This is a genomic window from Pseudomonas sp. JL2 (genome assembly GCF_031570495.1).
Classification (GTDB): Bacteria; Pseudomonadota; Gammaproteobacteria; order Pseudomonadales; family Pseudomonadaceae; genus Aquipseudomonas; species Aquipseudomonas rhizophila.
In genome coordinates this window covers 23,083-37,338 of sequence record NZ_JAKUDH010000019.1, presented here as the reverse complement: position 1 = coordinate 37,338, position 14,256 = coordinate 23,083, and the positions used below count along the sequence as shown (strand labels likewise).

The following is a 14,256-nucleotide window of genomic DNA, read 5'->3' as shown; positions in this document are numbered from 1 at the left end:
CCGGGTTATTCCAGATTTTCGCCACGCTCGCGGGCAATGGCACGGTAGCCAATGTCCTTGCGGTAGAAACAGCCTTCCCAGTCGATCTCGGCGGCAAGCTTGTAGGCCTGCTGCTGAGCCGCGTCGACACTGGACCCCATGGCGGTGGCGCAAAGTACGCGACCGCCGGCGGTGACCACCTGGCCATCCTTCAGCGCGGTCCCCGCATGGAAAACCTTGCCTTCAAGCCCGGCTGCAGCCTCCAGGCCTTGTATCGCATTACCTTTAGCGTAGTCGCCCGGATAACCCCCGGCTGCCAGTACCACACCGACGCTCGGACGCGGATCCCACTGGGCTTCGACCTTGTCCAGAGCCTGGGCCAGGGCCGCTTCGACCAGCAGCACCAGGCTCGATTGCAGGCGCAGCATCACCGGCTGGGTCTCAGGATCGCCGAAACGGCAGTTGAATTCGATGACTTTTGGGTTACCAGCCTTGTCGATCATCAGGCCGGCATACAGGAAGCCGGTGTAGACGTTGCCTTCCTCGGCCATGCCGCGCACGGTCGGCCAGATGACCTGGTCCATGACCCGCTGATGGACCTCGGTAGTGACCACCGGGGCAGGGGAGTAGGCACCCATGCCACCGGTGTTCGGGCCGCTGTCGCCATCGCCAACACGTTTGTGGTCCTGGCTGGTGGCCATTGGCAGGACGTTCTTGCCATCGACCATGACGATGAAGCTGGCTTCTTCGCCGTCGAGGAACTCTTCGATCACCACCCGGGAACCGGCGTCCCCGAAGGCATTGCCGGCCAGCATGTCGCGCACGGCGTCTTCGGCTTCGGCCAGGGTCATGGCTACGATCACGCCTTTACCGGCGGCCAGGCCGTCGGCCTTGATCACGATCGGCGCGCCTTTTTCGCGCAGGTAAGCCAGGGCCGGATCGATCTCGGTGAAGTTCTGGTAGTCGGCGGTCGGAATCTTGTGACGTGCCAGGAAATCCTTGGTAAAGGCTTTCGAGCCTTCCAGCTGTGCGGCGCCGGACGTCGGGCCGAAGCAGTCCAGGCCACGGGAACGGAACAGATCGACCACGCCGGCGACCAGCGGCACTTCCGGGCCGACGATGGTCAGCGAGACGTTCTTCTCGGCGAAGTCGGCCAGTTGTTCCAGGGCCAGCACGTCGATGGCGACGTTTTCGCATTTGGCTTCGATGGCGGTACCGGCATTGCCCGGTGCCACGAAAACCTTCTGCACACGCGGATCCTGAGCCACTTTCCAGGCCAGGGCGTGTTCACGGCCACCGCTGCCAATGATCAAAACATTCATTTCAAAAACCTCGGATGACGCTGATTCTGTTTGGAGCCTAGGGCGTTTTGCGCCATAGGAGGTCGCAATGAAGTCGGTAGATGCAAGGCGGAGTCGACCTTGATGAGCGGAGTTGCCTTTTGGCAATGAGCATCATCGAGGTCGGCTCCAACGCAGCAGATGCCGGCTTCAGTGCGGCCGTTGTCTTGTTAGTGACGGAAGTGGCGCATGCCGGTGAATACCATGGCGATGCCGGCTTCATCAGCCGCCGCAATCACTTCAGCGTCACGCATCGAACCACCCGGCTGGATCACCGCAGTGATGCCGACCTTGGCCGCGTTGTCGATGCCGTCGCGGAACGGGAAGAACGCATCGGAGGCCATGACCGCGCCCTGTACCTGCAAACCGGCGTGTTCAGCCTTGATCGCGGCGATGCGGGCCGAGTTCACGCGGCTCATCTGGCCGGCGCCGACGCCGATGGTCTGGCGGTTCTTGGCGTAGACAATGGCGTTGGACTTGACGTACTTGGCGACTTTCCAGGCGAAGATCAAATCGTTGATTTCCTGCTCGCTTGGGGCGCGCTTGGTCACCACTTTCAAATCTTCGCTGCCGATCATGCCGATGTCGCGACTTTGTACCAGCAGGCCGCCGTTGACACGCTTGTAGTCCCAGGCCGGCGCGCGGTCGGCCGACCATTGGCCGCAGGCCAGCAGGCGCACGTTGGCCTTGGCGGCGACGATGGCACGGGCTTCTTCGCTGACCGAAGGGGCGATGATCACTTCGACGAACTGACGCTCGACGATGGCCTTGGCGGTTTCGGCGTCCAGTTCACGGTTGAAGGCGATGATGCCGCCGAAGGCCGATTCGGTGTCGGTGGCGTAGGCCAGTTCGTAGGCTTGGCGGATGCCGCCCTCGGCGTCCGGGCTGACGGCCACGCCGCACGGGTTGGCGTGCTTGACGATCACGCAGGCGGGCTTGACGAAGCTCTTGACGCATTCCAGCGCCGCATCGGTGTCGGCCACGTTGTTGAACGACAGTTCCTTGCCTTGCAACTGGGTGGCGGTGGCGATACCGACTTCGGCCGGCTTGGCTTCCACGTAGAACGCCGCGCTCTGGTGCGGGTTCTCGCCGTAGCGCATTTCCTGAGCCTTGATGAACTGGGTGTTGAAGGTGCGTGGGAATTCGCTGCGGCCTTCGGTCGACAGGGTTTCAGCGGCCTGGTTCACGGTGCCCATGTAGTTGGCGATCATGCCGTCGTAGGCGGCGGTGTGTTCAAAGGCCTTGAGCATCAGGTCGAAACGCTGGGCGTAGGTCAGGCCACCGGCCTTGAGGTTTTCCAGCACGCTGGCGTAGTCACTGGCGTTGACCACGATGGCCACGTCTTTGTGGTTCTTGGCCGCCGAGCGGACCATGGTCGGGCCGCCGATGTCGATGTTTTCAATGGCGGTCGGCAGGTCGCAACCTGGCTTGTTGATGGTGGCTTCGAACGGGTAGAGGTTGACGGCCACCAGGTCGATCGGCTTGATGCCGTGCTCGTTCATGATGGCGTCGTCGATGCCGCGACGACCCAGGATCCCGCCGTGGATCTTCGGGTGCAGGGTCTTGACCCGACCGTCCATCATTTCCGCAAAACCGGTGTAGTCCGCGACTTCCACTGCGGCGACGCCGTTGTCCTGCAGCAGCTTGAAGGTCCCGCCGGTGGAGAGGATCTCGACACCCAACTGTTGCAGTTCGCGGGCAAATTCGAGGATCCCGGTCTTGTCGGAGACGCTGATCAAGGCGCGGCGGATCGGCAGGCGGGTGGTCTGGTCGGTCATTTCAATTTCCATCAAAAGCAAGGGAAGTCAGCAAAAAAGGCGACCGTTTTTTACGCGGGCGCCTTTCTGGTTTGATTGAATGCTTACAGCAGATCGTACTGCTTGAGTTTCTTGCGCAGGGTGCCGCGGTTCAGGCCCAGCAGCTCACTGGCCTTGGTCTGGTTGCCCTTGACGTAGTTCATCACGCTCTCGAGCAGAGGTGCCTCGACTTCCGAAAGCACCAGGTTGTACACATCCGTGACGGCAGCGCCCTCAAGGTGGGCGAAATAATTGTGCAGCGCCTTCTCGACACTCCCGCGAAGGGTCTGACCTTCTTCGCTGGGCGTATTGAGGTGCTGTTTCAAATTTACGTTGTCGCTCACGGGTGTTATTCCACTCACTAAAGTCTCGGTCATCATCGTCATGCGGCCACCCCTTCGTCCCCTGTCAGGCTCTTGTAACGCTCAGCGAAGAACGCCTGAACGTCGGCGCATTGTGCTTGCGTACCATCCAAACGATTGAAACGGGCGCGAAACTCCCTGGCGCCCGGCAGGGTTGCGAGATACCAGCCCACATGCTTGCGAGCGATGCGTACACCCATGACTTCTCCGTAGAAGGCATGCAGCGCGGCCAGATGCTCTAGCAGAATACGTTCCACCTCGGACAGTTGCGGCGCAGCGAGCTTTTCGCCGGTGCGCAGGAAGTGTTCGATTTCACGAAAAATCCATGGCCGCCCCTGGGCAGCCCGGCCGATCAACAACCCGTCGGCACCCGTCGCGTCCAGCACGTACCGGGCCTTTTCGGGCGAGTCGACATCGCCGTTGGCAAAGACCGGCATCGACACCGCCTGCTTGATCGCGGCAATGGTGTCGTACTCGGCCTCGCCGGTGTACAGGTCGGCACGGGTGCGGCCATGCACCGCCAACGCCGTGATGCCTGCCTGTTCGGCGATCTTGGCCACCGTCAGGCCGTTCTTGTTCTCCCGGTCCCACCCGGTGCGGATCTTCAGGGTCACCGGCACATCGACTGCGGCGACGACCGCCTGCAGGATCTCGGTGACCAGCGCTTCATCCTTCAACAGTGCCGAGCCTGCAGCCTTGTTGCAGACCTTCTTCGCCGGACAGCCCATGTTGATGTCGATGATCTGTGCGCCCAGCTCGACATTGGCCCGGGCCGCCTGCGCCAGCATCTGGGCATCGCCACCGGCGATCTGCACCGAGCGGGGCTCGGGATCGCCTTCGTGGATCATGCGCAGACGCGATTTGCGGGTGTTCCACAAACTCATGTCGCTGCTGACCATTTCCGAAACTACAAGCCCGGCGCCCAGTCGCTTGCACAGCTGACGAAAGGGCTGGTCGGTGACGCCCGCCATTGGGGCGAGAACCAGGCCGTTCTGTAATGTATATGGGCCGATGCGTACCGCCGACATAGGACTTCCCTGAAGTGGGGCCGGATCATGAGACTTCGAAAAAGGGTTGGCATGATACCCGCTCTCGATGACTGGATAAAGGTCGAATTGGATAAAATCTGAACAGCTATTTTGTTATCGCCAGCGGTTTGGTTCGGGTGCGCTGAGTCAGAAAGCTGCCGCCAATCGCCCGGCCCTGGTGTGCATCACTCTGGTGAATGAAAGCTCAGGCTGTAGTTCACCGCTTTAGGTCCCGGGTCGAGGATATCCAGGGCAATATGAATGGGCGTCTGCGGCGGCATTTCCCCCAGGCCTTCGACATCGCCGCCCAGATATTCACCGGGCTTGAAACGGCGACTGGCGATCAGATGCCCGTTGAGGTCGGCGAAACGCAGCTCCAGCAGCGGGAAAGGCTGGGAGAACGGCGCACGGTTGTAGATGATTGCGTCCACCACCAGGGCGCCGCTGAACTCCGGATGGCTGCGCACCACCAGGTTGCTGCTTTTGATTTTGCCGATGTCGACCTTGGACGGCACGTCGCAGCCGATGGTCGGGCAAATCTGCAGGAACCACGGGCGATACTGATCCTGACGGGCCAGTTCTTCGAAGTGGTAGGCGATGTACTGGCCGGCCAGGGCCGCGGCGGCGAACAGGATCAACAGGCCCCACAGCAAACGCCGGCCCCAGGGCGAGCGACGCTTGCGCCAGTCCAGTTGCAGCGGATCGTCATCCAGGTCCTGAAGGGCCTCGGCGCGTAATCCGGGTTCATGGCGCTCGCGTGCCTTGCGCGTCGGCACCGCTTGCAACGGTGCTTCGTCGTGATCATCGTGATCATCGCTGGCAGACAGACTTTCCAGGTGTTCGTGGGGCTCGTCGTCCGGCTCCAGGCGTAGCGGGGTGACCGGCTCGTCGTCCGGTTCCAGCGGTTCCAGGGTCAGGGGCAAGGACAAGGACGGTTCGGTGCGCGGTGGGCGGGCCGGTTCATGGGGCTCGAACGGTTCGACCGGGGTTTGTAGGGCCGTTTCGTCGCGCTCGCTGGCGGATTCGCTGTACAGGCTGTCGGACCAAGGCTCCTGATCGTTCGAGAGCGGGTCGCGTTGCGCGCTCAGGTTGTCTTCACGACGTCGGCCGAAGGTATCCGGCGCACGCTTGTCACGCCGCTCCAGTCGAGCCAGTTCCTTGTCCAGATCATCGAGGTCCAGCTCGGCGGCGGTCCATTGCTTCTGGCTGATCGCACGGGGCGGGGATTTGGCGGCGGGCGTCTTGATTGGCGGTGCCAGGGGCGTGACGGTTTCCTTGGCAGTATGCTGTTCCAGCAATTGCCGTGCGGCATTGAACACTTGCAGGCACGAGCCACAGCGAACCACCCCGCGGGCCACGCTCAATTGAGTATGGCTGACGCGAAAACTGGTGTGGCAATGCGGGCACTGGGTGACGAAACTGTCAGTCATGCGGCAATCCGGTTGATACAGGCGGCCATTCTAGCGCCGACGACCGGTGATGCGCACCCAGCCATCGCGATTGGCAATGGGGTCCAGATCAAAGTCCGCGGCATAGGCCGCAGCGACTTCTTCACCCTGTTCGGCCAGGATGCCCGACAGCGCCAGGCGTCCGCCCGGCTTGACCAGGCTCGACAACTGCGGCGCCAGGGACACCAGCGGACCGGCCAGGATGTTGGCCACCAGTACGTCGGCCTGAACCTGTGGCAGGTCTTGCGGCAAGTACAGGGGGAACAGCTCTGGGGCAATGTTGTTGCGCCCGGCGTTGTCGCGGGAGGCTTCCAGGGCCTGGACGTCGATGTCGGTGCCGACCGCTTCCTTGGCGCCCAACAGCAGCGCAGCAATCGCCAGGATCCCCGAGCCGCAGCCGAAGTCGAGCACGTTGCAGTCTTTAAGGTCCTGGCCGTCGAGCCATTCCAGGCACAGCGCGGTGGTCGGGTGCGTGCCAGTGCCGAACGCCAGCCCTGGGTCCAGCAGCAGGTTCACCGCATCCGGCTGCGGCGCGGCATGCCAGCTCGGCACGATCCACAGGCGCTGACCGAAGCGCATCGGCTGGAAGTTATCCATCCAGCTGCGTTCCCAATCCTGGTCTTCGATCACTTCGCTGTGATGCTCGGGCAACGGGCTGCCGGTGAGCAGCTCCAGATGTGCCAGCACGCTGGTCGGCTCGGTGCCACCTTCGAAAAGGGCCAGCAGGTGAGTGTGGGACCATAACGGCGTGGTATTGAGTTCCGGCTCGAAGATCGGCTGGTCTTCGGCGTCCATGAAGGTTACCGATACGGCGCCTACTTCAAGAAACGCGTCTTCGTAGGTTTCGGCTTGTTCCGGGCTGATGGCCAGACGTACTTGCAGCCAAGGCATGGCGGGCACCTTTGGAAAAAAATCTACAGGAGGCAGCGCGGGGCTGCAAAGGCGCGCAGTGTACGCCAGGTCGCCATCAAAGTGGATAAGCGAGTCTCGTGCCGCCGGCGTGGTGTTTCGATATATATATGTATGACATGGGGGCAATGCAGGGCGGATAAGGTGCGGGTCCACACAACAGGGAGGAATGTGATGGACAACACTGCCGAACGGCACAGCAACACGAGCGGCGCGGGGACGGTCTCTTCCCCGCAGGCGGAAACAGCACAAGTCATTCTGGAGAAGTTGGCACGTTGGCAGGCGGCTATCGACCAGCGATTACACGCTCAGATGCCCTTGCTGGAGGTGCTGGAAGAGTACCTGCTGGTCCAACTGCGCACCCATTATTACCAGGGCAACATCGATCCATACTTCATCGGCACCCTGCTCGATGCGGTGCTGCAACGGATGATCGACCAGACACCGGTGGCTTTTGACGAAGAACAGGATGCTCCTTACCGCTGGCCCGGCGGGGCTGATCCGGGGTTTGCGGCTGAGCGTCGGGAAGTCATCGTACAGGTGGTGGAAGCAAGCGCCGCGGGCTTTACCCATCACTACAAAGACTATCTGCAACGTCACTGGCGCATGGCCGGGAGCGACGCCTCTCTTGAGGAGGTGGTCAAGCACAGGCTCGCTGAATTCCTGGCCCGGATCGATAGGATTTTCCAGCCGGAGCAACTGACGGGGGTGGACGTCGATGAGCTGAGGGAGAAGCTTGAAAACCTTCAGGCGCACTGGCGTCTCACTAACCAGATCACCTCGTTGGCAACCGCTCAGGAACGGCGGAGTCTTCAGGCAATCGCTGGGGGGCAATTGCCTGGCTGGCTGAAGGCGTTGAGTGAAGTCGAGCGTAAACAGTTGAAGGCTTTTGAGGCGCGGACCTCGCAGGCGCAGGCGCTGGTGGATGAGTTGCTCGACGGCCTGGGCTCGCTGCAGGCGTTTGCCCGGCGGCTGGCCAGGGACTATGTCAGGCGTGAGCTGGACATGGAAGTCGAGCCTGACGGCATTCGAGTGCAGTTGCAGTGGCGAGGGATCATTGACCAGCCGGTGCAGACCCATAGCCTGAGCGAATTGCTGGCGGCAGGTCCGATAAGATCGGACGCCATATCGGTGTTCCTGGTGGAAAATGGCGCCATGCTGCGCAACCAGCCTCTTTCGCCGGCGTTCATTACCCAACTGCTGGCAGACGTGGATGCCCCCGCTGGGTATGGGGCAGCATTGGTCAGCCAATATGGCCGGGCAGACCTGAAGGACGCCATGCTCGATTGGTTCGTGGCGCGCCTGGAGCAAAGCGCGTTCGTGGCACGTTGTGCGGGCCATTTGAAGGTGAGCCATCACGAGGCGCTCAAAACCTTATGGGCAAACGAGACGTCGGCGCAATCGGCCAGTGCCTGGCGTGTGGCCTGCCTTGCGCTTCCAAACGCACTGAAGTGTTCCGATCTTCTGTTGTTCTACCGCGAGGACCGGTCGGGCGAGGTCAGTGATCTGTTGTTGTACGCCCCCGGCAAGCCAGATGGGCAGGAGTGGATCGAGTTGCCCTCGCTTCGGTCCGTGAATGCAGAGATAGGCGCCTGGATTGAAAGCCAGGCGGGTCGCGAATACCTGTTGCAACAACTCTCTGCAGTCGGGCGTGATGTGGCTCGGGAGTACTTTGCCGGCGTGGCGGACAAGCCGGTGGCATGGGATCTGAACAAAGACCTCAGGAGCACTGCGATGGCCTTCAAAGCCTGCCTTGAGGCGTCTGTTGCAATGGGCCTGGCCAACAACCTGGCGCAGGTGGAGCAGGACGAATCGCCCCAGTGGTACGCGGCCCTGCCGCTTGACTCCCGACGTATCATCAGCAGCTTGAGCCAGGAGCTCCTGGTTCATCAGCAGGTCTTCAACGAGCAGATCGCCGGCTATGAGGTCTTTGTGGACTTCGCCAAACGTACCGTCACCCAAGCCATCGCACCGTACATGCGTAGCAAGGGGGTGCAGGAACCGGTCGATCCTGCCACGGTGCTCATCGACTACACACCCGGTCTGGCGAGTGGCAAGACCCAGGTTGCCAGCTTGCTGGAGCTGGCCATCCATGGGTATGACGACAACTCGGGCATCGACAACCCCAGAAAAGGCGTGCGCTCATCGATCGGGCAGGACCTGGGGCAGGTTCGCAGTGCGGAGCTGGCGACCTACATCCGGCGGGCCTACGTGGGCGAGCAGTATGCGCGGCAGATCCGCGCCAGGTTCCTCGATGCCAGCGCTGCCGAATACACCAAGCGGCGTAATGCCTACCGCAACCTGTTGCTGACCCGGATGGATCGCGACCTGCGGATCGCGACGGGCAAGTCCTTGTTGAACGCCCGTGAGTTCTGGTGGCTCACCCGGCAAATCACGCTGCTGAGTGAGTCGACGCCGGTGACCGGCTCAGTGAGTTCGCAGGCGGTGGTGCGGCGCGAAGGTCTGATCCGGTTTACCGTCGGCGGTCATGTGGTATTGGGCGTCTATGTCTTTGCCTACTTTGATCCCAAAGGCGCCTATTGGCTGTACACGCCCGACGCTCCCGACGGCGTCACGTTTCGCCAATACCAGGACTTCTCCGGGACGGTCGCCGCACGCCTGCGTGATTACGTGCTGGAGCGGGTGGCCGTCGGTGCCCGTGCCACGGTAAGACGCTCGCTGACGGCTTTGGCGACCACGACCCGTGGCCTCGATGTATTGCGCGAACTCAATCGGGTGATGGATATCTCGTCGCAGTTCGATGCCTACATCGAGCGCGCTGTCACTGACGTGGAGGACGTCACCAAAAGTCGTGGCGAGGTGATCAGGGATCAGGTGCTCAAGGGCCTGCTCTTCGCCTCCGCGCCGGTGTGCATGGTTTACCCGCCCTTTGCCCTGTTGCTGGATGCCGGCTTCATTGCCCTCAGTTCCAGGCAGGCGATCGAGGCGCATGGGCAGGGCGATACCGATCGGGCCCTCGGCCATTGGCTGCAAGCGACCTGGGGAGCGTTGTTCGGCATGCTTGGGGCAATGAGCATGACCCGGCTGCTCGGTCAGGCTGTCAGGAGTCTGAAGCTCGCCGTAAGGCCCATGTCCTTGGCCGCTCAGCGCCTGCGGCAGGTGACATCAGTCGCTGCCAGGGAGAGCGGGCCGCTGATCCAGCCTATCCGTTTCGATCCGAAACAGGCGGTCAGGGAAACGCCGAAGAATTTGCAGCAGGTGACCGAGGGGGCTTTCAAAGGCACCTATCTCAGCCCGTCCAGCGCTACGCAGCCGCGAAATGCTTTCTACATACTCGACAAGGGCAGGTACTACCAGGTGAGGGGGAATATCTACTTCGATGGTCTGTGCCTGGTGGATGCCCGTTATCCCGGCGCCTTTTACAAACCGCCTGTGTACAGGATGGCGAATGGCAAGTGGGCGCGTAAACCCGTTGGAATGAGTGGCGGCAATGATGATGTGCGTAACCTTGGGCGAGTGAGCGATCTTCGCGAAGCGTTTCCCGGGCATGTCTTCCCGGACGTGGCGCGGGGCGCGTTGCAGGGCGAGGCGGTGGTCGCCAGGTTCAGCGAGACGGCGGCAGACAACTATCTGTTCTCCCTGAACGCCCAGACATGCGTGATCGCTTCCTTGTACAACCCGACCACCAAGGTCGGGGCGGTCATTCATTTTGATCACAACATCCGCGCACTGATCGAGCGCAGTGTTCGCGAAGTGAAGCAGCGTTTGGGAGGGGCAGCGAAGGATATTCGCGCCATTCTGGTGGGCGGCGATTGGCTGACAGGCGCTGATATTGGCGAGCCGGTCAGATCGGTGATGAGGCGCCAGGGGCTGCAGCCAACCTGGGATCACTGGTCGTATTCTTCCTGCTTCGGTAATACCTATGGTGTGTCGCTGGATCTGCGCACTGGGGTGACGTCGGTGTTCAAGACATCACAGAGTCAGGTTGAGCGCTACTACATACCGGTGCTGGCGAGGGCGAAACAGAGTTCCGACCCGGTGTCGGTGCGTGCGCGTGGGTTCATGACGCGCTTGCGTAGTGAGCCGTTGGTAGCCAATGCCAACGGTAGCGTTCGCACCCAGCAGGGCAGGGCGGCGACGAGGGCGCAGATCGAAGCACAGGCACTCCCTACGGTAGCGCTGAGCTGAGTCATTCGCCGCCATTGTGAAAGGCAGGCAAAAAAAGACCCCGGCCAATGGACCGGGGTCTTTTTTACATCACTCGGAACATCAAGCCTGATCAGCCAGCTTGTGTTCCAGGTAATGGATGTTGACGCCACCTTTGCAGAAGCCTTCGTCGCGGACCAGGTCGCGGTGCAGCGGGATGTTGGTCTTGATCCCGTCCACCACGATTTCGTCCAGCGCATTGCGCATGCGCGCCATGGCTTCGTCACGGGTTGCGCCGTAGGTGATCAGCTTGCCGATCAACGAGTCATAGTTCGGCGGAACCGCATAACCGCTGTACAGGTGCGAGTCGACGCGAACGCCATTGCCGCCTGGAGCATGGAAATGCTTGACCGTGCCTGGGCTTGGCATGAAGGTTTTCGGGTCTTCGGCGTTGATCCGGCATTCCAGCGAGTGGCCGCGGATCACCACGTCATCCTGGGTGAACGACAGTTTGTTGCCGGCGGCGATGCTGAGCATCTCCTTGACGATGTCGATACCAGTGACCATTTCCGAAACCGGGTGCTCCACCTGAACACGGGTGTTCATTTCGATGAAGTAGAAACGACCGTTCTCGTAGAGGAACTCGAAGGTGCCGGCGCCGCGGTAGCCGATGTCGATGCAGGCCTTGACGCAGCGTGCCAGGACTTCCGCGCGAGCCTGCTCGTCGATGCCCGGTGCCGGTGCTTCTTCGAGGACCTTCTGGTGACGACGTTGCAGCGAGCAATCGCGGTCGCCCAGATGGATGGCCTGGCCCTGGCCGTCGGACAGCACCTGGACTTCGACGTGACGCGGGTTGGTCAGGAACTTTTCCAGATAGACCATCGGGTTGCCGAACGCCGCGCCCGCTTCGGAGCGGGTCAGTTTCGCCGAGGAAATCAGGTCTTCTTCCTTGTGTACCACACGCATGCCGCGACCACCGCCACCACCGGCAGCCTTGATGATCACCGGATAGCCGACTTCGCGGCCAATGCGCAGGGCGGTTTCTTCGTCTTCAGGCAGCGGGCCGTCGGAACCTGGAACGGTAGGTACGCCGGCGGCGATCATGGCGTGCTTGGCCGATACCTTGTCGCCCATCAGGCGGATGGTGTCGGCTTTCGGACCAATGAAGGCAAAACCGGAGTTTTCGACCTGTTCGGCGAAGTCGGCGTTTTCCGCCAGGAAACCGTAGCCAGGGTGAATGGCGGTGGCGCCGGTCACTTCAGCGGCGGCGATGATCGCCGGGATGTGCAGGTAAGAGTGCGCAGCCGACGCCGGACCGATGCAGACGGATTCGTCCGCCAGGCCCAGGTGCATCAGTTCTTTGTCGGCCTTGGAGTAAACGGCGACGGTCTTGATGCCCATCTCTTTGCAGGCACGCAGAATCCGCAGGGCGATCTCACCGCGGTTAGCGATCAGAACTTTTTCCAACTTCGCAGTCATCAAAGGCTCTCCGCGGTTCAAACGATGGTGAACAGCGGTTGGTCGTACTCAACCGGCTGGCCGTCTTCAACGAGGATGGATTCGATCACACCGCTGGTTTCAGCTTCGATGTGGTTCATCATCTTCATGGCTTCGACGATGCACAGGGTGTCGCCTTTCTTCACGGTCTGGCCGACTTCAACGAAGGACGGCGAGGACGGGGAAGACTTGCGATAGAACGTGCCTACCATTGGCGAACGGGCCACGGTGCCGTTGAGCGTTGGCGCGGCAGGTGCTGCTGGAGCGGCGGCAACTGGCGCTGCTGCCGGAGCAGGCGCGGCGGCTGGAGCCTGCATCGGTGCTGGCGCGTAGAACTGCTGGGCCGGGGTCTTGCTGTGACGGCTGATGCGTACGGACTCTTCGCCTTCCTTGATCTCGAGCTCGTCGATGCCGGACTCTTCCAGCAATTCGATCAGTTTCTTAACTTTACGGATATCCATGAATCATCAACTCCCAAGGGTCGGTCAGGGGCGTTTAACGCTTGTTGTTCAAGCTGTTGCCTGTTTTTCAAGCTGCTCTAGGGCGGCCTCCAGAGCCAGTCGGTAACCGCTGGCGCCAAGGCCGCAGATCACTCCCACCGCTACATCGGAGAAGTAGGAGTGATGGCGGAAAGGTTCGCGTTTGTGCACGTTGGACAAATGCACTTCGATGAATGGGATGCTCACTGCCAGCAGCGCGTCACGTAATGCGACGCTTGTGTGCGTAAAAGCAGCGGGATTGATCAAAATGAAGTCCACGCCTTCGCCACGCGCGGCATGGATGCGGTCGATCAATTCATATTCGGCGTTGCTTTGCAGGTAGAGCAAATGATGGCCGGCATTGCGGGCCCGCTGTTCCAGGTCCTGGTTGATCTGGGCCAGTGTCACGGCCCCGTAGACGCCCGGTTCGCGGGTGCCCAGCAGGTTCAGGTTGGGTCCGTGCAGGACCAATAGGGTCGCCATCTGCTGTTCCTTGTTATCTGTGAGCAGGTGTCAGAACCCGGCGACTATGCCGCAAAGCCTTTATGACTGTCCAGTTCTCTGCAATAGCCAGCACGATGACCGATGTTTGCGCGAAATTTGTGACCATGCTCCAAGATCCGGTCACCGACCCCTGGGATGCCTGCGCTAAACCCTGTGGGAGCGAGCCTGCTCGCGATGGCGGCGATACATCCAACATTTCTGCAAGCTGTCCCACTGCAATCGCGAGCAGGCTCGCTCCCACAGGGGGGGCTGTGGTGAACATCAAGGTTGGGAATAACCCGACACCCGCGTGGGAGCGGGCCTGCTCGCGATGGCGGCGATAGATTCAACATTTCTGCAAGCTGACCCACTGCAATCGCGAGCAGGCTCGTTCCCACAGGGGGGCTGTGGTGAACATCAAGGTTGGGAATAACCCGACACCCGCGTGGGAGCGGGCCTGCTCGCGATGGCGGCGATAGATTCAACATTTCTGCAAGCTGACCCACTGCAATCGCGAGCAGGCTCGTTCCCACAGGGGGGCTGTGGTGAACATCAAGGTTGGGAATAACCCGAAACCCGCGTGGGAGCGGGCTTGCTCGCGATGGCGGCGGCACATTCAAAACGGATGCAAGCTGACCCACCGCAATCGCGAGCAGGCTCGTTCCCACAGGGGGTCTGAGGTGAACATCAAGGTTGGTAAGAACCCGACACCCGGGTGGGAGCGGGCCTGCACGCGATGGCGGCGATAGATTCAACATTTGTGCATGCTGACCCACTCCAATCGCGCGCAGGCTCGTGCCCACCGGGGGGCTGTGGTGAACTTCAAGG

Annotated in this window: 10 protein-coding genes; 1 reads left to right on the top strand and 9 read right to left on the bottom strand. The window is 61.3% G+C overall.

Translation table 11 applies throughout. From position 1 onward, the window contains the following. Window positions 1–5: 5 nt before the first annotated feature. The 6 genes from purD to prmA form a co-directional block, all read right to left on the bottom strand. Window positions 6–1,301, bottom strand: a complete 1,296-nt coding sequence (gene purD / locus MKS85_RS21445) for a phosphoribosylamine--glycine ligase (RefSeq protein WP_047227384.1) — start codon at window positions 1,299–1,301, stop codon at window positions 6–8. Window positions 1,302–1,489: 188 nt separating this feature from the next. Further along, window positions 1,490–3,097 (bottom strand): bifunctional phosphoribosylaminoimidazolecarboxamide formyltransferase/IMP cyclohydrolase, encoded by a 1,608-nt coding sequence (gene purH, locus MKS85_RS21440; RefSeq protein WP_047227385.1) that lies wholly within the window; start codon window positions 3,095–3,097, stop codon window positions 1,490–1,492. A gap of 83 nt (window positions 3,098–3,180) precedes the next feature. Beyond that, on the bottom strand, window positions 3,181–3,501 hold the full coding sequence (gene fis / locus MKS85_RS21435) for a DNA-binding transcriptional regulator Fis (protein WP_025211617.1): 321 nt from the start codon (window positions 3,499–3,501) through the stop codon (window positions 3,181–3,183). Beyond that, complete coding sequence (dusB, locus tag MKS85_RS21430) at window positions 3,498–4,505, bottom strand: tRNA dihydrouridine synthase DusB (protein WP_047227386.1); 1,008 nt, start codon at window positions 4,503–4,505, stop codon at window positions 3,498–3,500. The genes fis and dusB overlap by 4 nt, the downstream gene beginning before the upstream one ends. A gap of 185 nt (window positions 4,506–4,690) precedes the next feature. Further along, window positions 4,691–5,935: a DUF3426 domain-containing protein gene (locus MKS85_RS21425; RefSeq protein WP_188252130.1), complete on the bottom strand. Its 1,245-nt coding sequence runs from the start codon at window positions 5,933–5,935 to the stop codon at window positions 4,691–4,693. Window positions 5,936–5,965: 30 nt separating this feature from the next. After that, the gene (gene prmA, locus MKS85_RS21420) at window positions 5,966–6,844 is read right to left on the bottom strand and encodes a 50S ribosomal protein L11 methyltransferase (protein WP_188252129.1); all 879 of its coding nucleotides are present in this window, start codon (window positions 6,842–6,844) and stop codon (window positions 5,966–5,968) included. A 192-nt stretch (window positions 6,845–7,036) separates the two neighbouring features. Between prmA and MKS85_RS21415 the strand changes: the two genes are divergently transcribed. After that, complete coding sequence (locus tag MKS85_RS21415; protein WP_188252128.1) at window positions 7,037–11,011, top strand: dermonecrotic toxin domain-containing protein; 3,975 nt, start codon at window positions 7,037–7,039, stop codon at window positions 11,009–11,011. Between the two features lie 81 nt (window positions 11,012–11,092). Here MKS85_RS21415 and accC read toward each other — a convergent pair whose 3' ends face one another. From accC to aroQ, 3 genes are read right to left on the bottom strand one after another with little or no spacing between them, the layout of a single operon-like run. After that, a complete protein-coding gene (gene accC, locus MKS85_RS21410; RefSeq protein WP_047227390.1) occupies window positions 11,093–12,448 on the bottom strand; it encodes an acetyl-CoA carboxylase biotin carboxylase subunit in 1,356 nt (451 codons plus the stop codon). A 17-nt stretch (window positions 12,449–12,465) separates the two neighbouring features. Continuing rightward, on the bottom strand, window positions 12,466–12,927 hold the full coding sequence (gene accB, locus MKS85_RS21405; RefSeq protein WP_047227391.1) for an acetyl-CoA carboxylase biotin carboxyl carrier protein: 462 nt from the start codon (window positions 12,925–12,927) through the stop codon (window positions 12,466–12,468). A 48-nt stretch (window positions 12,928–12,975) separates the two neighbouring features. Further along, entirely contained in the window at window positions 12,976–13,428 is a 453-nt protein-coding gene (gene aroQ, locus MKS85_RS21400) for a type II 3-dehydroquinate dehydratase (protein WP_018605716.1), read from the bottom strand. Between the last annotated feature and the right edge of the window lie 828 nt (window positions 13,429–14,256).